The organism is Cutibacterium equinum (genome assembly GCF_028021195.1).
GTDB classification, from domain to species: domain Bacteria; phylum Actinomycetota; class Actinomycetes; order Propionibacteriales; family Propionibacteriaceae; genus Cutibacterium; species Cutibacterium equinum.
This window is the reverse complement of record NZ_CP115668.1, coordinates 1,677,795-1,697,092: the sequence shown is the minus strand read 5'-3', so window position 1 is coordinate 1,697,092 and position 19,298 is coordinate 1,677,795. Positions and strand designations below refer to the sequence as shown.

Genomic DNA, 19,298 nt, shown 5'->3' with positions numbered 1-19,298 from the left:
CGGGGCCGCGTCCTGCCCGGTCCGCCATGATCACGGCGGTCGCGTCGGGTCAGTGTCGGAATACCGGGCGTACCGACAGCTCCTCGATCATGGCCTCCGGGCTGGCCTCCAGAGCGGCACGAACGGTGACGGCGACCGATTCGGGGCGCAGATGCTGCGAGGCGTCGTAGGGACGACCGGCCTGGGTTTGCAATTCCACCTGCATGTCGGTGTCGACACGACCCGGGTGGATCGACGTCACCCGAACCACGCCACGCTCCTCCTCGCGCAGGGCGTGGGTGAGGGCACGCAGCGCGTACTTCGAGGCCGCATAGACCCCACCACCAGCCGGCGTCCGCAAGAAACCAGACCCGGAATTGATCATGACGATGTCGCCGTGGCTGTCCCTCAGCAGGGGTAGCACGAGACGAGTGAGGTCGGCGACAGCGACGACGTTGATCTCCAGCACCCGGCGCCACTCCTGGCGAGTCTGGGATGCGATGTCACCGGGGAACGCGGCGCTCACCCCGGCGCTGTTGACGAGGACGTCGAGGCTGTCCAGCTGGGAGACGGCCGCCGCGGTGGCCTCCTCGTCGGCCAGATCGGCGACGAAGGGGGAGGCGTCAGGCAGTTCTGAGACGACCTTCTCGACGGCCTCGCGGTGGCGTCCCGCCACGATGATGTGGTGGTCGCGTCCCAGCTCCTGTGCGATCGCCCGTCCGATGCCGCGCGTCGCCCCGGTCACAAGGACTGTCTTGGTGTGGTGGTCGGTACGTGAAGTTTTCGAGGTTGTGGGGGTTTTCATGACGCCACGGTACCCGTCTTGCCAGCACGCCACGTCGGGGTGTGGTTGGCTACCGTCATGGCAGAAAGCACGTGCGATGTCAGATCCGAAGTTGGGCGGTTGCGCAGAGTCATCCTGCATCGGCCCGGCGACGAATTGCGCAGACTGACCCCTCGCAACAACGACAAGCTCCTGTTCGACGCGATGCCGTGGGTCGACCAGGCCCAGCGTGACCACGACATTTTCGCGTCGATCCTGGAAGAACGGGGTGTCGAGGTCCTCCTGCTCGCAGATCTCCTGTGCGAGACCCTCGACGACGAGGTTGCCAGGCGCCAGGCCCTTGACGATCTGCTCACCGATTTGAGATACGGCGACGGGCTGCGCAGCTACCTGCGCCAGCGTCTGTCGGAATTGTCCAGCCAGATGCTGGCGAAAGTGCTCATGGCCGGCCTGTCCAACGGTGAATTGGCCGCCGTCGAGCCCGCCGCGCCTCGCAGCCTCGTGACGAGTCTGCTGGCTGCCGAGGATTTCATCATAGACCCGCTGCCCAACCTGCTCTTCACCCGCGACTCCAGCGTCTGGGTGGGAGACCGTCCCGCCGTGACCTCCTTGACGATGCCGGCCCGTCGTCGCGAAACCCAGCTCACTGACCTCATTTACCGTCACCATCCGAGCTTCCGGGGACACAGCGACTGCTACGGCTGGCGGTTGGAGCATCTGGAGGGTGGAGACGTCATGCATCTGGGCCCACAGGTGATGGCGATTGGAGTGGGGGAGCGCACCACCCCCGCGGGGGCCGAGCGTCTTGCTCGTAGCGCCTTCGAGCTGGGGGTGGCCCGCACTGTGCTAGCCGTGCCGATCCATCAACAGCGCGCCACCATGCACCTGGACACTGTGTGCACCATGGTCGACGTCGATGCCGTCGTCATGTACCCGCAGGTCGCGGACAGCTTGATGGCCGTTCCGCTCACTCCTGACGGCGACGACATTCACATCGGTGAGCCGGCACCATTCCTCACCGCCGCTGCCGATGCGTTGGGTATCGACCGGATGCGCGTCATCGACACGGGTCTTGACCCCGTGACTGCCGAGCGCGAGCAGTGGGATGACGGCAACAACACCCTGGCCCTGGCCCCGCGTGTGGTGGTGGCCTACGAGCGCAACACGAACACCAATGCTCGTTTGGAGGCCGCCGGCATCGAGGTGCTGACGATTCCGAGCTCGGAGCTGGGGTCGGGACGTGGCGGCCCACGGTGCATGTCGTGCCCGGTGCTGCGTGACGAGGTGTGAGGCGACATCAGCTAACATCACCGGCATGAAGTCCAGAGCAGTGCTGGTAGCGACGGCCCTGCTCGTTGTGGCAGGGTGCGCTCCCTCGCATCAGGCAGCCGTGCCCACCCCGGATGCCGGTTCACCCACCCCGGCACCGGCTGGGGCGCAGACCTTGGCGGGACTCGGGTTCGAGAATGGTCCGCGGAACTTCCGTGTGCCCCAGGGACTGGACGTCACCATGCGTGTCGATCACGCCAACAACATCACCCTGCTCACCGAGCCCGACACCTCGGGAAGGGTGCACGACTTCCTGGCAGCCAACTTGGCGGCATCGGGGTTCGTGGTGACCGGGGATGGCAACGGGTCATTGACATTCACCTCGAACCGACCCGACACCCAGGGGTGGACGGGTGCGTTCACATCCTCCGACGAGGCCGCCGGGCTGACCCTGCGGCACGGCTGAGTTTGCGGCACGGCTGAGTCTGGTTTCGCGCTGGACGATGCCGCGCCGCAGGTACGGACTCAGGACAGGTGTCCGCCCTTGGGGCCGTTCCACAGCGAGGACCACTCGACGTCGAGGTCCATGAGCATTTGGCGCACCAGGGGCAGGGAAATCCCAGTGACATTGTGGGGGTCGCCGTTGATACGGGTGATGAAGGCGCCGCCCAGGCCGTCGATGGTGAAGGCACCAGCCACCTTGGCCGGCTCTCCGCTGCTGACGTAGGCGTCGATCTCGGCGTCGGTGAGGTCGGCGAAGGTGACGACCGTCTGGCCGACGCGGGTCTGCTCCCGGATCTGGCCCTCCTCGATGACGGCGACGTGGTGTCCACTCACGAGGACCCCTTGGTGACCTCTCATCCGGCGCCACCACTGCCGGGCACGCTCAGCGGTGTGGGGTTTTCCAAGGATACGTCCGTCAAGATCGAGGACGGAGTCGCAGGCCACCACGATCGTCCGGTCAGCTGGGTGCTCGTCGAGGGCCCCCGAGTCGATGACCGAGTGGGCCTTGAGGCGACACAGCCGGGACGTCATCGTGACCGCGTTCTCCCCGGGGATACGGCTTTCGTCGGCTCCCGAGGCGATGACGATGGGTTCGATACCGGCCGAGCGCAGCATGCGCAGCCGGGCCGGGGACTGTGACGCGAGGATGAAACAGGTCGTCATGTCAGTAGCGTCGCAGAGATCCCCGCCAAGCCGCCTGGCCGGGCATGAACGGTTCACGGATGGTGCGCCAGTAAGACTTCCACCCGAAGGCGATCGGCCGGTCGTCGGGCACGTAGGCATGCGGGCCGGGACGGGTGAGCTCGGTCAACACCGCGATGAGGGCACCCAGCTCCTCGTCGGTGAGGTTTCCCTTGGTGACCTTGATGGTCTCGTCGTTCATGGTGTGCTCACTCACAGCGGTATGTTCCCGTGTTTCTTGGGAGGCAGAGCCTCTCGTTTGGTGCGCAACAGACGCAGAGTGCGGATGACCGAGGCGCGGGTCTCGTGCGGGTGGATGACCTGGTCGATCCAGCCCCGCTCTGCGGCCTGGTACGGGTTCGACAGGGTCGTCTCGTACTCGTCAATGAGCTCCTTGCGCTTGGCCTCGGGATCCGGATCGGTGGCCAGGGTGCGACGGTGCAGGATGCTGACGGCCCCCTCGGCACCCATGACGGCGATCTGGGCGGTGGGCCAGGCGAGGTTGACGTCGGCTCCCAGAGTCTTGGATCCCATGACGATGTAGGCACCGCCATAGGCCTTGCGGGTGACGACGGTCAGCAGCGGCACGGTGGCCTCGGCGTAGGCGTAGATGAGCTTGGCTCCGCGTCGGATGATGCCCTCGTGCTCCTGCTCAACACCGGGCAGGAACCCGGGGGTGTCGACGAAGGTGAGCACCGGGATGTTGAAGGAGTCGCAGGTGCGCACGAACCGGGCGGCCTTCTCGGAGGCGTTGATGTCGAGGGTGCCGGCGTTGACCATCGGCTGATTGGCGACGATGCCGATGACCCGGCCCTCGATGCGCCCGAATCCGCAGATGACGTTCGGGGCGAAGAGCTCGTGGATCTCCAGGAAGGTGTCCTCGTCGAGCACGGTCGTGATGACCTCGTGCATGTCGTAGGGCTGGTTCGACGAGTCCGGGATGAGGACGTCGAGCTTGCGGTCGTGGTCGGTGATCGTCAGGTCGACCTCGCCGTCGTCGTAGAACGGCGGGTCTTCCAGGTTGTTCTGGGGCAGGTAGCTGACGAGGTCACGGACGAACTCCAAGGCGTCGTCCTCGTCATTGGCGAGGTAGTGGGAGTTGCCCGACTTCGTGGAATGGGTGCGTGCGCCGCCCAATTCCTCGAGGGAGACATCCTCGCCGGTGACCTGCTTGACGACGGCCGGGCCGGTGATGAACATCTGGGAGGTCTGGTCGACCATGACGATGAAGTCGGTGAGGGCGGGGGAGTAGACGTGACCGCCAGCCGCAGCACCCATGATGATGGAGATCTGGGGGATGACACCCGATGCTCTGGTGTTGCGACGGAAAATGTCGCCGAAGCGGGCCAGGGAGGCCACACCCTCCTGAATACGGGCGCCGCCGCCCTCGTTGATACCGATGAGGGGGCAACCGGTCTTGACGGCAAAGTCGATGATCTTGCAGATCTTCTCGCCATAGACCTCGCCCAAGGAGCCACCGAAGATCGTGACATCCTGGCTGAACACACAGACCGGACGGCCATGAATCGCGCCGACACCGGTGATGACACCGTCGGTGTAGGGGCGTTTGCGGTCCATGCCGAAGTTCGTCGAGCGGTGACGAGCGAACTCGTCGAGCTCGGTGAAGGAGTCCTCGTCGAGCAGCCGCAGGATGCGTTCCCGAGCGGTCATCTTTCCGGCGGCATGTTGCTTCTCGATGGCCGAGGGGGATGCGGCATTGACGGCCTCGTCGATCCTCCGACCGAGGTCGGCGATCTTTCCTGCCGTGGTGTGAATGTCGATCTCCATGTGCCGAGACTATCCGTCGCAGCCCACACGCGTCGCGTCAGGCCTGTTCCAGACACCGATTGTGGCCTTGGGGGTGTGGTCGGCTCTGAATCCCGGAACCGCCACGACCTCACCGTGGCCGCTATGGATAGTCTGAGCGCGTGCCTGCCACGCCTGCTGCCATTGCTCATCGCGTCATCGAACTTTCCGGGAACACCATGTTCACCGGACCTCATGGCGGAGGGGTTGCCTGCGTCGACTCCACCGGCTCGACCAACGCTGACATGGCCGCCTTCGTCCGCGCCGGGGGAACCTCGTTCCGTCTGCTGGTCGCCGACCACCAGGAGGGCGGACGGGGACGTTTTTCACGCAGTTGGCACGATGTTCCCGGAACGGGTCTGGCGATCTCTGCCCTGGTGCCCAATGACCGTCGCGCCCAGGACTGGGGCTGGCTCTCGATGGTGGCCGGGCTCGCGGTCACCAAGGCCATCGAGGAAGTCGGCGGGGCGGACCGCTCCCGAGTGACGTTGAAGTGGCCCAATGACGTGCTCGTCGATCTTGGCACCGACCACGGTGGCAAGGTGTGCGGGATCTTGTCCGAGCGCGTCGACGGACCAGCCGGGCCTCATGCTGTCATCGGGATCGGAATCAATGTGTCGATGTCAACCGAGGAACTGCCCGTCCCGACGGCAACCTCCCTGGCACTGTGCAGGTTGAACCACGACAAGAATGAGCTGCTGGCCAGCCTGATGGTCCACCTCGACGCACTGCTGCGAGTGTGGCTGGAGACCGGGACCGTGCGGGACGAGTACGTTGCCCGGTGCGACACCATCGGAGCTCCGGTTCGTCTCACCTTCGACCCCGAAACTATCGGTGGAGGTGACGAAGCCGTTGAAGGTGTGGGTGTCGACGTTGATGCCGACGGAGCCATCGTGGTGGAAACCTCGCAAGGACGTCGCACCTTCAACGCCGGGGATGTCAACCATCTGCGAACCGGGTGACTTTCACCACGGCACCCTGATCGTCGCCACCACCTAGACTGCTGACCATGACGACCCACATCCTGGCTCTTGGTGGCGGCGGATTCTCGATGTCGAACCGCGGTGAACCCACTGCCCTCGACCGTCACATCCTTGACCTGTCCGGTAAGCCCTCGCCCCTGGTGTGTTTTGCCCCCACAGCAGCAGCTGACGACCCGGTCTACGTCAACCGTTTCCTGGCCGCCTACTCGGCGCTGGGTGTGAGGACCATGGTGTTGACCCTGTGGCAGGGTGCTGCGGAGTCGGTGGAGCGTCTGTCCCAAGCCGACGTCATCGTCTCGGGCGCTGGTTCGGCGGCCAACCTCATGGCGCTGTGGCGCATGCACGGGGTGGATCACGTCATCCGGCAGATGACGTCGTCCCCGGAGGATGTCGTGCTCGCCGGGGTCGCCGCCGGTGCGGCGTGCTGGTTCTCGGGCTGCCTCACCGATGCCTTCGGTGACTTGCGCGCGTGGCGAGGCGGCATGGGTCTACTCGACGGGTCGTTCTGCCCCCACTTCGACGGCGAGTCCGAGCGTGCCCCGGTCTACGCCCAGGCGGTTGCCAACGGTGTGCTTCCCGCCGGTTACGCAGTCGATGACGGAGCCGCGATCCACTTCGTCGACGGTGAGTTCCGCGACGCCGTGGCCGAGCGTGAGGACGCCTCGGTCTCACGATTCTGCGCATCCGAGGAGCCGACGTCGTCGGGAATCCTGCGCGAGGAGCTCGACGTCACCGTGCTGTGACCTGCCAGGGTTGCTGCTGGTCGTCGTAGCCGTACTCGTCGCCGCCATGACGTTGGTCGGCCAGGTCTGCGAAGAGATCTGCCAGACGACGGACTCCTGGCACGTCGGTGAGGACCAGTTGGTCTGAGGGGCTGGTGAGGATGAGTTTGCCGCAGCCCATCATCCGATCGTGGACGCCGGCTTGCCAGGACACGTCGACGAGGCTGTCGATCATGATGTCGTGACCTCGCCGGATGATGACGCCTCGACGCAGGATGACACGTCGGTCGGTGACCGTCATCGTCGTGGTGAACCACCTCAGCCACGGGACGATGGTGCCGACGATGATGAGTGCGGCCGCGATCGCTGCGACGACCGGCCAGTACTGGGCGCGCATCTCGACCGTCATGAGGCCGAGCAGGGCGGCAGAACCGACGACTGCCACGAACCCCACGACGACAGGCCAGAACAGTGCCTTCGCGTGACGGCGGCAGTGCACCAGCACCGTCTCGTCACGATTGCGCCGCAGTGGCTGCCCGACTCGCACCATGGTTCCAGTATGGCCGACCCGGCACGGTGAACCAGCGACGTGCCTGGCGGGCATAAGATACCGACGAGTCCCATGTTCTTCGTGGCGGGCGGTCTGTCTGCGGAAAGTCTTGTTGAGTGTCCACATCATCGTCAAGAGCCTCCACTTCCCTCCTTGTCGCGCTGGCTTTGTTGTCAGCTGCGGGGCCGTTGGGAACCGACATGTATCTGCCGACCTTCGTCCAGATGACTCACGATCTGGCCACCAACTCGGCGACGGTTCAGCTCACCTTGACGTCGTTCATGGCCGGCATCGCCGTTGGTCAGCTCTTCGTCGGTCCGCTCTCGGATGCGCGGGGACGCCGTCCGGTCCTCGTGGCCGGTGCCGCTGTCTTCCTGGTGACGTCGGTCGCTGCCATGTTGGCGACCAGTATCTGGGTGCTCATCGTCATTCGGCTCCTCATGGGTGCCGCGGGCGGAACCGGGGCAGTGTGCTCCCGGGCCGTCATCTCCGACTTGGAGACTGGCGCGGCAGCGGCACGGGCCTTTTCGATCATGATGGCCATCCAGGGGCTCGCCCCGATCATCGCCCCGATCCTCGGTGGCCTGCTCGGACCGCGTATCGGGTGGCGGGGCATCTTCGCCGTGATCGCTGGTTTCAACCTCCTCATGTTGCTGGCTGCGCTCTTCGTCGTCCCGGAGTCCCTGCCGCAGGAGAAGCGATCCAACGCCGGTCTAGCCGCCTTGTGGCGCGGCGTTGCCACCGCCTGCCGCCGTCGGGTCTTCGTCGGATACACCTTGGTCCTGGCGATTGGCTTTGGTGTTCTCTTCGCCTACATCTCGGCCTCCCCGTACGTCTTGCAGCAGCAACTCGGGTTGTCGTCCAAGCTCTACGCCCTGGCGTTTGCGATCAATTCGATGATGATTGCCCTCGCGTCCTTGGTGAACGTGCGGTTGATACGACGTTTCCATCCCCGCAATATCCTGCGCACGACTCTTGGCATGATGTGCGTGACGACGACGGCCCTGGTGCTCAATGGCCTGTTCGGCCCGTGGTTGTGGCTGACCTTGCCGATGCTCGCGGTCACGGTGTTCGGTGTCGGCCTCATCTTTGGTAACGCGACGGCCCTCGGGACGGGAGAGGTCGGCGATGTTGCCGGCGCCGGTTCGGGAGTCATGGGAGCCATTCAATTCCTGGTCGGCGGCCTGGTATCTCCCCTTGTCGGACTTGGGTCCAGCGCTGCCTTGTCGATGGGCGTCGTCATGTGTGCGTGCGCCGTCCTGGCCCTGGCCTGCCTGGCTCTGACCCGGCGCTCCTGAGGGCTCGCTCTTGTCGGCTCTGGCCGTCGGCCATCCGTGTCCTGTAACGCCTGTGGAGAACCCGGAAAGACGGGTGATGTCTGCCAGGTGAGGTGGCAGTTGCCCTTCATCTTTTCGGTCTTACCACGGGTGATCCGTGGTCCCTGCGTGGCCACGGATGGTCCGCCGATGTGAAGTTGATGTGGCAGGGGACCCGTGGGTGGCCGGGGAACTCGCGGGTGGCAGATCCGGGAGAACGGCTCTGCTGCGGTGGTGTCTCCGGCGGCCGTTACGATGAAGCTCGTGACCTCCTACACCATCGGAATCATTGGCGGCGGGCAGTTGGCTCGCATGATGCATCAGGCTGCGATCGGACTGGGGGTGCGTACCCGCCTGCTGGCCTCCGACCCTGACGAATCCGCGGCCCAGGTGATGTCCGACGTCGTCGTGGGCTCCCATCTCGACCACGATGCCGTCATGGACTTCGCGGCCGGGTGCGATGTCGTCACCTTCGATCACGAGCACGTGCCCACCGTTCTGGTCGAGGAGATGGAACAGGCCGGGTATGCCATCCGCCCAGGATCCGCCGCTATGGTCCACGCTCAGGACAAGGTCGTCATGCGCGAGTTCATGGCCAAGGAGGGTTTCCCGAACCCGGCGTGGAAGGTCTGTGAGACCCCCGCCGATCTTGTCGCCTTCGGTGAGGAGCATGGCTGGCCCGTCATCGCCAAGACCTCTCGCGGTGGATATGACGGCAAGGGAGTCTTCAAGATCGCCGGCCCCGACGGTGTTGGTGAGCCCTTCGAGGCTGCCGGCGGACTGGCTGACGGTAAACAGCCGATTCGTATCCTCGCCGAGGAGTTCGTCGATTTCCGGCGTGAGCTCTCCGCCGTCGTCGTCCGCTCCCCATCAGGTCAAGGGGCTGCCTACCCCGTCTCCGAGACCATCCAGCGTCACGGGGTGTGCGCCGAGACCATCAGTCCGGCACCCGACATGTCCTCGCAACGCCAGGTGGAGTTGCAGACCTTGGCCCTGGACATTGCCGGGCGCCTCGACGTCGTCGGGGTGCTCGCTGTGGAGCTCATGGAGCGCGAGGACGGCTCCGTCGTCATCAATGAGCTGGCCACCCGTCCTCACAACACCGCCCATTGGACCATCGACGGTGCCCAGACCAGTCAGTTCGAGAACCATCTGCGGGCCGTGCTCGACCTGCCGCTCGGCTCTCCGGCTCTGACTGCCCCCGTCGTCGTCATGGCCAATGTTCTCGGCGGCTCTGAGGAAGACCTGACCGGGGCTCTACAACACTGTTTTGCTCGTGACCCGGAACTGCGTGTCGAGTTGTACGGGAAGTCCGTGCGACCGGGCCGCAAGGTCGGTCACGTCACCTGCCTTGGTGATGACGTCGAGACGACGCGTCGCCGGGCACGCCATGCCGCCGCCTACCTCATGGGAGAACACGATGCCTGAAACCACCGCCAACAGCCGCAAGCCACGTCGCGGCACGAAGACCGAGACAGCGGCCGGGGCGGCACGCCGACTGGCCGGTGACGCCATGAGCCCGCAGGTGTCGATCATCATGGGTTCGGACTCCGACTGGCCGACGATGGAGCCCGCCGCCCAGGTGCTCACTGACTTCAACGTGGGATTCGAGGCGGATGTCGTCTCGGCTCACCGTATGCCTGAGGACATGGTCGAGTTCGGCCGCGGTGCCCACGAGCGCGGCGTCAAGGTCATCATCGCCGGTGCCGGTGGTGCTGCCCACCTTCCCGGCATGGTGGCCGCGCTGACCCCGCTCCCCGTGATCGGGGTGCCGGTTCCGTTGGCTCATCTCGACGGCATGGACTCCCTGCTGTCCATCGTCCAGATGCCCGGCGGTGTGCCGGTGGCGACGGTCGGCGTAGGGAATGCCAAGAACGCCGGCCTGCTGGCCGTGAGGATCCTCGCAGCATCGAACCCGCAGCTGTGCGACGCCATGGTCAAGTATCAGACCGAGCTGCACGACATGGCGGCCGCCAAGGGTGAGAAGGTGCGCACCCACTCCCGCCCCTGAGCGAGTCACCGACAGCCCAGATGCCCCGGACCGCGCTGATCCGGGGCCATGGTGCGGGTTACAGACTTTCCCCAGACGAGGCGGAAGGTTTCCCTCAGACCAGGGAGAAGGTCGCCGACAACTCAGCCGGTCGCGCATACAACCGGTGAGACATGATCGGCATCGGGCCGCAGGAGGTCGATCCCAGCGGAGCTGAGAGGGCATCCAGGGTCAGCCAGGTGTGCCCGTCAGGTTCGAGATCCCAGGTGTGGGCGGCCTTGAACAGGGCCTTCGACGTCCAGGGACGAGCCGCGAACCCCGGCCAGCCGCCATCAGCGATGACGCGCAGACCACCGTTGGGGCCAGCGATCGTCAACTCGTGGACCCCCTGTCGCAGCCCATTCTCCTGAGGCATGACGTAGGGCGTCTGGAGACCAGCCACGTCGCAGTTCCAACGACCCCAGGTGGCGGCGCGTTGGGAATCCGGGTAGTTCTCGTTCGGGCCGAGTCCAAACCAGGACACGGTGTCCCATTCGCCCGGCAGACCCATCGTCAGGCCGATCCGTCCGAGCATGGTCGGCCAGTGGCCGTGCGGCTCGACGTGCAGGCCGAGGTGGATGCCTTCGCAGCCATCGTCGGTGTGGACGGCCCGCCAACTCCACGTCGACGTCATGAAATCGCGAGCAGCCGCAGCCGAACTTCGGGTGACGACGACCAGGTCATCGCCCACCTCACGCACGGAGATCGTGGTGTGGACGAGCCGGTCGAGGCCCGCAGCCAACGCCGGGCCGCCAATGCTGTTACGAGCCCGGCTGCTGGCCCGGTCGTTGTCGATCAGGGCACGGAAGAGGTCAAGAACCGGGGCGACGATCCCCGTTTCACCCAGCTTCACGAGACGACCACGACGATCGAAGCGGGCCGGTCCGACAACCCAACCATGACCGTCGCGACGCGGACCAGACGACGCCGGGGGACACGGACGGGGGAGGGGCTCAGGTTTCAGCAGACCCGATGCCCGTGCCACCACGTGACCCGTCTGAGCCCAGATGGTGTCCTCGGCCAACCTGGCCTCGACGACGACCACCATCCGGTCGGAAATCTCCTCGGTTACCGAAATCGCCTCGGCAAGCCGCACACCGCCGGTCCAGGTCTGGTGGGCGGGCAGGGCGCCAACGTCCAGGACGCCCTCCTTGATGACCGTCCCGTCGTCGACCAGCTGCCAGACGAACTGGAGGTCGGACAGGTCGGCGAAGTCGCGGCGGTTGATGACGGTGATGCCCTCACCCTCACCCAGACCGGCCCCGTCAACCTCGATGCGGACTGCCCCCATCGTCGCGGCGAACTCCAGCAAACCGGGGGAGGGGGTGCGATCGGGCATGACGAGTCCGTCGCACACGAAGTTGGAATCGTGCAGCACCTCTGCGAAGTCGCCGCCGTAGGCGTATCCGCGTCCGGTGTCGATGCCGTGGTCGATCCACTCCCAGATGAATCCGCCGTGCATGCGGTCGCGGTCAAAGTGCGGGTCGAAACAGCGTTCCTCGTAGTCAGCGAGTTCTCCGGGGCCATTGCCCATGGCGTGGGCGAACTCGCACATGAAGAAGGGTAATCCGAGCCCGAGGCTAGTCTGGGCGGCGGGTTCGGCTCCGGGTAACGCCGTGCGGTCGCGGACGGCCTCGACCCACTCCATCGCCGGGTACATCGTGGACCACACATCGCAGATGGCGTGGGCATAGTCGCCCTCGTAATGGGTGAACCGGGACGGGTCGCGATGCTTGACCCAGTCGTTCATGAGGCGAATCCCCTCGCCGCAGTGGGACTCGTTGCCCATCGACCACCCGATGATGCAGGGATGGTTCTTGTCACGTTCCACGGTGCGCTGGATGCGGTTGAGCAGGCAGTCATACCAGCGCTCGTCTCCGGTCGGGTTGCCCTGCCAGTCGCCCCACTCGAAGCCGTGGGTCTCCAGGTCGCACTCCAGCAGCACCCAGACGCCGTACTCGTCACACAGGTCGAGGAAGCGGGCATTCGGCGGGTAGTGCGAGGTCCGGATCGCAGTGACGCCGTGGCGCTTCATGAGCTCGAGGTCGGCGCGCATGGTTGCTTCGTCGAGGGTGCGTCCGGTGCGCGGGTCCCACTCGTGACGGTTGACCCCGCGGAAGACGACCTTGTGTCCGTTGACGGTGATGACGTCCCCCTCGATGGCGACGGTGCGGAATCCGATCCTCAAGGAGACGGTCTCGCAGTCCGTCGCGACGGTGGCGTCATAGAGCCTCGGGGTTTCGGCGGTCCACGGCTTGGCGTCGGGGATGGTCACCTCGGTGTTGCAGGTGGTTGTGACGTCGAGTTCCGGGATGGTGACGGCGGCGCCGTCGGGTCCGTCAATGGTGAGTGTGGCTACCCCGTCTGCCCAGGATGCGTGCACGAAGAGGTCGTCGATGCCACCGCGGGGGCGCGCCAACAGGGTGACCTCACGGAAAATCCCCGACATCCGCCACATGTCCTGGTCTTCCAGGAAGGTGCCGTCGCACCATTGGCTGACGGCTACTGCCAGCACATTGCGGCCGGGGCGTAGTTGCGCTGTGACGTCGAACTCACTGGTGAGACGCGAACCCTTGGTCCAGCCCACCTCGACTCCGTTGAGCCAGACGCGGGCGAAGGAGTCGACTCCCTCGAAGCGCAGTAATACCCGCTCGGCGTCGGTAAACCTCCCATCGACGTCAAACGTGTGGCGGTAGCACCCGGTCGGGTTCTCGTCGGGAACGACGATGTCCTCGTCGGATGCCGGGACCGGGATCGGGTAGTTGACGTTGAGATAGGCGGGGCGTCCGAACGGGGCCTCGCCCGCCGGGTCGGTCATCTGCCACATCGACGGGACGGCCAGGTCGACGAAGTCGGTGTCGTCGAACTGGGGGTCGAAGAAACCCTCCGGTGCGTCAAGAGGGGAGTCGACCAGCCGGAAACGCCATGTTCCAGACAGGTCGAGGGTCGGGGCGTCGGTGTGCAGGTGCGCTCGTGGGGCGATCGGGCCCTGCCATGGGATGAGGTTCGTCAGGGCTTCCTCGGCCCCTGGGGCGGCGTCGGCATTGGCAACCATGGACATCACCTTAGAGCCTCATGATGTAAGCGTGTACATCCTGGGCCAAAAAGGGCGTCGGGTCAGGCCAGTTCGCTCACCCGCGAGGTGTCACCGCTGCGCAGCTCGTCCCACAGTTGGGTGGCCTTCTTGTCATTCCACAGCACCGAGGAGCCTGCCGAGGTGGAGGCTGAGGCCGTCGACACCGGGACCGTCATCTTGATGCCGTCGTCGCCGGAAACCTTCATGAGCCCCCGAGCGGTCTTGATGGCGGTCCAGGTCGATGTGTCGGAGCCGAGTTTCACCGCATTCGATGCCGCCATGTTGAGGTTCCAGTAGCGCACCGGGTTGATGAAGGTCCACGGGCTGAGTGCCTTCTTCGCGACTTGGGAAGCCACCTGCTGTTGTCTCTTGACGCGCCCCAGGTCGCCTTCCGGATCAGCCTTGCGCATGCGGACATATCCCAGGGCTTGAACCCCGTCGAGGGTCTGGGTGCCGGCAGGAAGGTTGGTGTGGGAATCCTTGTCGACCATCGGCTTGTCGAGGGTCACCTCGACTCCTCCGACCGCGTCAACCGCCTCGACGAAGCCACCGAAACCCGTCTCGACGTAGCCGTCGATACGCAGGTCAGTGGCCTTTTCGATGCTCTGGACGAGTAGTTTGGCGCCCCCGATCGAGTAGGCGGCGTTGAGCTTGTTCTTGTGGTGTCCGGGGATGGGCAGGTACGAGTCGCGCGGCAGGGCGATGAGGACGTTCTTTCCGTGCGGCGGCATGTAGAGCAGCAGCATGGTGTCGGTGCGTAGACCGCTCTCGGTGCCGGTACCCAGCTCCTTCTGCTGCTGTGTCGTGAGGTTTTGCCTCTCATCGGTGCCGACGAGGAGTACCAGGGTTCCGGGATGGCTGGCACCTCGCGGACCATCTGGGGTGGCGTCGACAGTTGCGATGCGACTCAACGCGTAGGACGGCACGGCGACAAGCCACACCAGCCAGGCCACCAACAGCGCCATGATGACTTTGACGGGGTGCCGACGTTTGCGGGGGCGTGGTGTGGGGCGACTCGCAGGCTGTCGCGGGCGAGGAGGCGGAGGGGTCTGACGTGGGGGTCGGCGGGCTGGTCGGCCGCCAGAGCGGTACACATCATCAGCGGGACGTCGGGACGACCCCGATTGTGGGTACGGGCGCGCGGATCGGCCAGCATCGGGTCGGGGCTGTTGACGGCGACCACCGTGGGATCGGCCCGATTCCTCCCGAGGTGCATGTATCGGATCAATACGGGTGGCGTCGGTGTCGTCAACTCCGTACAGCCAGTCCAGGTCGGACTGAGGAGATCGCTTGTCGCGGGGATCGCGCCCAGTGTCTCGATGAGGCATGGGTTCTACGGTAGCCGCAGGTCAACCCCAGATTCGTGAGCTTTCTTGGGCGAGTCCCGTGTGCCGCCGGATTCACAGTCCTTGTCGAACTGGCACAATGGCCTCCATGTCGTCATACCTCGCTCCCCCGGTCAGTGTCGTCATACCGGTGAAGAACGAGGAACGGTATCTCGAGGCATCGGTCGACGGCGTGCTCAACCAGGGCTACCCAGGGCCGATGGAGATCATCCTCGTGATTGCTCCCAGCACCGACCGCACCGCTCAGATCGCCCAGGAGCTGGCGGATCGCCACGAGCACATTCGTGTCATCGACAATCCCGACGGCACCACCCCCAAGGCCCTCAACCTCGGTGTGGCCGCATCTCGCTACGACATCATCGTGCGCGTCGACGCTCACGGTGAGCTTGGCCCGGAATACATCACAACGGCTGTCGAACTGTTGGAGAGAACGGGGGCGGCCAATGTCGGTGGGATCATGGACGCCAAGGGCCGTACCCCCTTCGAGCAGGCTGTCGCCGTCGCCTACACCTCGAAGCTTGGTCTGGGCAGTAGCGCTTTCCATCAGGGCGATGCCCCTGAAGGGCCAGCCGAGACGGTGTTCCTCGGGGTGTTCCGCAAGGCGGACCTTGAGGCCGTCGGCGGCTTCTGCCCCGAATTCGATCGTGCTCAGGACTGGGAGCTCAATTACCGGCTGCGCCAGTCCGGGCGACAAGTGTGGTTCAGCCCCAATCTTCGGGTGACCTACCGACCCCGTTCCACCGTGACGGCGTTGGCCAAGCAGTTCTTCCGTACCGGCAAGTGGCGTCGTGAGGTCATGCGTCGTCATCACGACTCGGTGAGCCTGCGCTACCTGGCTGCCCCCATTGCCGTCACCGGGATCGTGACGGGAACAGCATTCGGGATCGTCGGAATTGTCAGGGCGGCCCAGGGCAAGCCGTGGCTGAAGCGTTGGCCTCTCATCGGATGGGCGGCCCCGCTGGGCTATGCCGGCATCATCGGACTGGGGTCGGCGGCGATGAAACGCGAGATGGATCCCGGCGTGCGGGCCCGTCTGCCGCTGGTGCTGGCCGTGATGCACATGAGCTGGGGGGCCGGATTCCTCGTCGGTCTCGGTGAGCGTTCCGAGGACTGACCTCACACCTCGACGGCCCCCTCCTGGGTGGCGAGGGCGGCGACATCCTCGGCCGATTCGACCGCCACGAGTGACCCACCGCCGAGCAGGCAGCTGACGAGCGTCGTGGCGACAAGCTCCCCACCGCCCACACGGATTCGCTCTGGGGACAGCAGCACCGGCCGGTTCAATGGCACGACGTCGCAGAGCTGCTGGCCGGTCCATTCCTGGCGTCCCCGGAGCCACACCGCCCCGGCAGCGGCAGGTCGCGGCGGAACGAGGTCATCGGGGCCAGCCAGCACGTCAGCGTTGTCAATACCTCCCGCAATGAGGTTCTTGCACGGGGTTGCCAGCGGGGTGAGGCTGCACTGGACGAGGACCTCGGGGGAGTCGATGGGGTTGGCGTCAGGGCCGATGACTTCCACGGCTGCCTCGACCTGCCCGGTGAGATCGACTTGCAGACCGGCCCACCAGGAGGCCAGCAGCCACACGCTGCTGGTCCAGTGGCCGGGACGCTGTGCAAGGACCGACAGCCGTGCGACGTCTCCTGCAGTGATCCCCTCGGAGTCGAGCAGGTGAACTGACTTGGTCACCCACGTCACGAGAGTGCGGGCGGACAATTCGCTGCGATCTGCGCCGTCGTACCAGGTCAGAATTGGTAGCGCACCGGCCTCCTGACTGCGGCTCCACAGGGCAGTCAACGGGTCGGAGTTGTGGACGGCGGTCGGTCGACTCAGGGAAACCATGCCAACCATTGTGAAGGATGAAACGCGCTGGTGCGCCGACGGTGTTTGCGTCGGTGTGACCGGATACGCTGTCAGCATGCAACACGTCCTCATCCTCGCCGGTGGATCCGGTACGCGCCTGTGGCCGTTGTCTCATCAGGGAGAGCCCAAGCAGCTGTTGGAACTCATCGACGGGATGAGCCTGCTGCGGATGGCCTATGAGCGAGTGGCCGGTCTTGTCCCGGACTCCAACATCGTGGTGTGTACCGGAGCCGCGTACGCCGACACCGTGGCCAGGCTGTTGCCGGAGATTCCGGGGGAGAACATCCTCGGTGAACCGGTCGGGCGTGACTCCCTCAATGCCGTGGCATGGCCGGCTGGCATCATCGCTGACCGCGATCCTGATGGTGTCATGGCTGTCGTCACCGCCGACCACATCATTCGTCCTGTTGACGACTTCCGTGCCGCCTTGCAACACGGGTTCGATCTCGCTACGGCCGATCCGGGGGCCCTGGTGACCTTTGGCGTCGTTCCCACCGAGCCGAACACCGGTTTTGGGTACCTTCACCGTGGTGGCCCGCTGGAGTCGGATCCTCATGCCCACGAGGTGCTCGAGTTCGTCGAGAAGCCCAGCCCGGAGGTTGCCCGGCAATACTTTGATTCGGGCGAGTACTGGTGGAACTCCGGCATGTTCGTCTGGAGGGCGTCGACCCTGCTTGACTGTCTGGCCCAACTCAAGCCTGAGACCCGCCACCAGGTTGACCAGCTCGTCGCCGATCCGTCCCGGATTGACGAGGTGTACCCGCTCATGGAGAAGGTCTCGGTCGACATCGCGGTGATGGAACCGGCCTCCCACGGCGGATACGGAGTGCACGTGGCTGCGATTCCGCTGGAGATCCAGTGGTACGACGTCGGCTCCTACGAGGCCTTGGCCCCCCATCTGCTTGATGACGATGAGGGCAACCATGTGAAGGGTCTGGCTGTCGCCCTTGACTCGAGCGGGAACCTGCTCATCAACGACCGTTCCGACGCCGTGCTGGCTGTGACAGGTCTGCGCAACATGGCCGTGGTGACCACTGACCGTGCCACCTTGGTGGTGCCACTGTCCCAGTCCCAGCAGGTCAAGGCCCTGGTGGCGGAGGTGGCCGCCCGGGCGGGAGGACGGTTCGCGTGAAGAACGCCCGAGAACTCCGTGAGCCCATCGCATGGACCGTCATCGCCGTCAGCCTCGGTTTTCTCGTAGCCTTCCTGGTGCGGGTCGTCACGATGATGACCCACGACCACAGCGGTGTTTTCGGCATGGCTCGCAGTCTGTCGGGGAGCTCGCTGGGCATCGGCATGATCCTGTTGCTGCTGGCCGCAGTCCTGGTGTGCCGGTTGATTCGTCCGGCAACTCCTCATGCCGAAGTGCTCGGGAAGGTGTCTGCCCTCATCGTGGCCGTCGCTGCCGGGTGTGACTTCGTCCTTGCCCTGCTGGCCACCATTCATGGTCCTGGGGGAGTTCTGGGTGCCTCCCTGGGGCTGATCGGTGACCTCTTGGCCATTGCCGTCAAGGTCCTTGCTGCCTGGGTGTTGCTGGTGTTGACGCGGCCCGAGGCCGTGACCTCTGAGGATGCAGCCAGATGCGACGATGCGGCCAGTTCTGACGATGCCGAGGAGGCCGAGGAGGGCCGCGAGCTGGAGGGCTCGACCCGGGACGGCGCAGGAGAGGTTGTGGCCACTCGGGAGCCTGATACCCCAGCGCAGGAGGAGGTCGCCTGGCCCGAGGGGGTCGGTGCTGTCTGGACGAGGGCCGGTGATGCGGCGAGTGGAGCCAGCGCCTCGGCATGGGATCCTGCACAGACCGGGAACGCTCAGAAGTGGTCGAGCGATTCGACGTCTCAGCAGCCTGGAGGCGGCCACCAATGGTCACCCGAGGGCGACTGGCGCTGAGGGGCGCGTCGAACGTCCGCCGTGACTTCCCGGTGCGACACGCCGATAGTTGTGGGGTTTTTCGAGACGGGGTTTCGCAATGAATCCCACCCGTGTAGTTTTTACATCGGCGCGGAACTCGCCGCGTCTGATCTCGAGGAGCTTCCCCCCCATGGACGAGATTCTGACTGTGCTTGCCGGAGGCGGTGACGACGAGCCGCAGTGGCACGACAAGGCCTTGTGTGCCCAGACCGATCCGGAGGCATTCTTCCCGGAAAAGGGTGGATCCACCCGTGAGGCCAAGCGCATCTGCGAGTCCTGCGAGGTGCGCCAGGAGTGCTTGGAGTACGCTCTCGAGAACGACGAGAGATTCGGAATCTGGGGCGGGTTGTCTGAGATGGAGAGGCGTCGACTTCGCAAGCGGGCCTGATCACATCACCGTCAGGCTGCGGCAGGGATGGCGGCCCGATAGGATGGCCTGTCCAACCGCAGCTGCCGTCGGCGTGACTGGTCCGTGCGATGAT

19 protein-coding genes are annotated in these 19,298 nt (G+C 65.2%); 11 read left to right on the top strand and 8 right to left on the bottom strand.

Features of this window, described 5'->3' with window-relative positions:
- Nucleotides 1–49 precede the first annotated feature (49 nt).
- Entirely contained in the window at nucleotides 50–784 is a 735-nt protein-coding gene (locus O6R08_RS07720) for an SDR family oxidoreductase (protein ID WP_271417609.1), read from the bottom strand.
- A gap of 57 nt (nucleotides 785–841) precedes the next feature.
- On the opposite strand from O6R08_RS07720, the gene O6R08_RS07715 reads away from it, so the two are divergent.
- On the top strand, nucleotides 842–2,053 hold the full coding sequence (locus O6R08_RS07715; protein ID WP_271417608.1) for an arginine deiminase: 1,212 nt from the start codon (nucleotides 842–844) through the stop codon (nucleotides 2,051–2,053).
- A gap of 25 nt (nucleotides 2,054–2,078) precedes the next feature.
- A complete protein-coding gene (locus tag O6R08_RS07710; RefSeq protein ID WP_271417607.1) occupies nucleotides 2,079–2,498 on the top strand; it encodes a hypothetical protein in 420 nt (139 codons plus the stop codon).
- A gap of 59 nt (nucleotides 2,499–2,557) precedes the next feature.
- On the opposite strand, the gene O6R08_RS07705 is transcribed toward O6R08_RS07710, so the two are convergent.
- From O6R08_RS07705 to O6R08_RS07695, 3 genes are read right to left on the bottom strand one after another with little or no spacing between them, the layout of a single operon-like run.
- Nucleotides 2,558–3,199 (bottom strand): Maf family protein, encoded by a 642-nt coding sequence (locus O6R08_RS07705; RefSeq protein WP_271417606.1) that lies wholly within the window; start codon nucleotides 3,197–3,199, stop codon nucleotides 2,558–2,560.
- Between the two features lies 1 nt (nucleotide 3,200).
- Nucleotides 3,201–3,434 carry an acyl-CoA carboxylase subunit epsilon gene (locus tag O6R08_RS07700; protein WP_271417605.1) on the bottom strand — a complete coding sequence of 78 codons (234 nt, stop codon included), beginning with the start codon at nucleotides 3,432–3,434 and terminating at the stop codon, nucleotides 3,201–3,203.
- A complete protein-coding gene (locus O6R08_RS07695) occupies nucleotides 3,431–5,005 on the bottom strand; it encodes an acyl-CoA carboxylase subunit beta (protein WP_271417604.1) in 1,575 nt (524 codons plus the stop codon). Before O6R08_RS07695 ends, O6R08_RS07700 begins: the two co-directional genes overlap by 4 nt.
- Nucleotides 5,006–5,268: 263 nt before the next feature.
- Between O6R08_RS07695 and O6R08_RS07690 the strand changes: the two genes are divergently transcribed.
- Both O6R08_RS07690 and O6R08_RS07685 read left to right on the top strand, forming a co-directional pair.
- Nucleotides 5,269–5,985, top strand: coding sequence for a biotin--[acetyl-CoA-carboxylase] ligase (locus O6R08_RS07690; RefSeq protein WP_271419312.1), 717 nt, complete (start codon nucleotides 5,269–5,271; stop codon nucleotides 5,983–5,985).
- Nucleotides 5,986–6,032: 47 nt separating this feature from the next.
- The gene (locus O6R08_RS07685; RefSeq protein ID WP_271417603.1) at nucleotides 6,033–6,749 is read left to right on the top strand and encodes a Type 1 glutamine amidotransferase-like domain-containing protein; all 717 of its coding nucleotides are present in this window, start codon (nucleotides 6,033–6,035) and stop codon (nucleotides 6,747–6,749) included.
- On the opposite strand, the gene O6R08_RS07680 is transcribed toward O6R08_RS07685, so the two are convergent.
- Complete coding sequence (locus O6R08_RS07680; RefSeq protein ID WP_271417602.1) at nucleotides 6,736–7,278, bottom strand: PH domain-containing protein; 543 nt, start codon at nucleotides 7,276–7,278, stop codon at nucleotides 6,736–6,738. The genes O6R08_RS07685 and O6R08_RS07680 overlap by 14 nt on opposite strands.
- Nucleotides 7,279–7,478: 200 nt before the next feature.
- Here O6R08_RS07680 and O6R08_RS07675 point away from each other — a divergent pair, with 200 nt between their 5' ends.
- The 3 genes from O6R08_RS07675 (at nucleotide 7,479) to purE (ending at nucleotide 10,605) form a co-directional block, all read left to right on the top strand.
- Complete coding sequence (locus O6R08_RS07675) at nucleotides 7,479–8,576, top strand: multidrug effflux MFS transporter (RefSeq protein ID WP_271417601.1); 1,098 nt, start codon at nucleotides 7,479–7,481, stop codon at nucleotides 8,574–8,576.
- A gap of 273 nt (nucleotides 8,577–8,849) precedes the next feature.
- Complete coding sequence (locus O6R08_RS07670; RefSeq protein WP_271417600.1) at nucleotides 8,850–10,022, top strand: 5-(carboxyamino)imidazole ribonucleotide synthase; 1,173 nt, start codon at nucleotides 8,850–8,852, stop codon at nucleotides 10,020–10,022.
- The gene (gene purE, locus O6R08_RS07665; RefSeq protein ID WP_271417599.1) at nucleotides 10,015–10,605 is read left to right on the top strand and encodes a 5-(carboxyamino)imidazole ribonucleotide mutase; all 591 of its coding nucleotides are present in this window, start codon (nucleotides 10,015–10,017) and stop codon (nucleotides 10,603–10,605) included. Before O6R08_RS07670 ends, purE begins: the two co-directional genes overlap by 8 nt.
- 94 nt (nucleotides 10,606–10,699) lie before the next feature.
- Here the strand turns inward: purE and O6R08_RS07660 are convergent, their stop codons facing one another.
- Nucleotides 10,700–13,678, bottom strand: a complete 2,979-nt coding sequence (locus tag O6R08_RS07660; RefSeq protein ID WP_271417598.1) for a glycoside hydrolase family 2 TIM barrel-domain containing protein — start codon at nucleotides 13,676–13,678, stop codon at nucleotides 10,700–10,702.
- 62 nt (nucleotides 13,679–13,740) lie between these two features.
- Complete coding sequence (locus O6R08_RS07655; protein WP_271417597.1) at nucleotides 13,741–14,664, bottom strand: LCP family protein; 924 nt, start codon at nucleotides 14,662–14,664, stop codon at nucleotides 13,741–13,743.
- Nucleotides 14,665–15,133: 469 nt separating this feature from the next.
- Between O6R08_RS07655 and O6R08_RS07650 the strand changes: the two genes are divergently transcribed.
- Nucleotides 15,134–16,159: a glycosyltransferase family 2 protein gene (locus O6R08_RS07650; RefSeq protein WP_271417596.1), complete on the top strand. Its 1,026-nt coding sequence runs from the start codon at nucleotides 15,134–15,136 to the stop codon at nucleotides 16,157–16,159.
- Between the two features lie 2 nt (nucleotides 16,160–16,161).
- On the opposite strand, the gene O6R08_RS07645 is transcribed toward O6R08_RS07650, so the two are convergent.
- A complete protein-coding gene (locus O6R08_RS07645) occupies nucleotides 16,162–16,893 on the bottom strand; it encodes a TIGR03089 family protein (protein WP_333907881.1) in 732 nt (243 codons plus the stop codon).
- Nucleotides 16,894–16,960: 67 nt separating this feature from the next.
- Between O6R08_RS07645 and O6R08_RS07640 the strand changes: the two genes are divergently transcribed.
- From O6R08_RS07640 to O6R08_RS07630, 3 genes are all read left to right on the top strand, one after another.
- Complete coding sequence (locus O6R08_RS07640) at nucleotides 16,961–18,037, top strand: mannose-1-phosphate guanylyltransferase (RefSeq protein ID WP_271417594.1); 1,077 nt, start codon at nucleotides 16,961–16,963, stop codon at nucleotides 18,035–18,037.
- Nucleotides 18,034–18,795 carry a hypothetical protein gene (locus tag O6R08_RS07635; protein ID WP_271417593.1) on the top strand — a complete coding sequence of 254 codons (762 nt, stop codon included), beginning with the start codon at nucleotides 18,034–18,036 and terminating at the stop codon, nucleotides 18,793–18,795. Before O6R08_RS07640 ends, O6R08_RS07635 begins: the two co-directional genes overlap by 4 nt.
- 151 nt (nucleotides 18,796–18,946) lie before the next feature.
- A complete protein-coding gene (locus O6R08_RS07630) occupies nucleotides 18,947–19,204 on the top strand; it encodes a WhiB family transcriptional regulator (protein WP_271417592.1) in 258 nt (85 codons plus the stop codon).
- The last annotated feature ends 94 nt before the right edge of the window (nucleotides 19,205–19,298 follow it).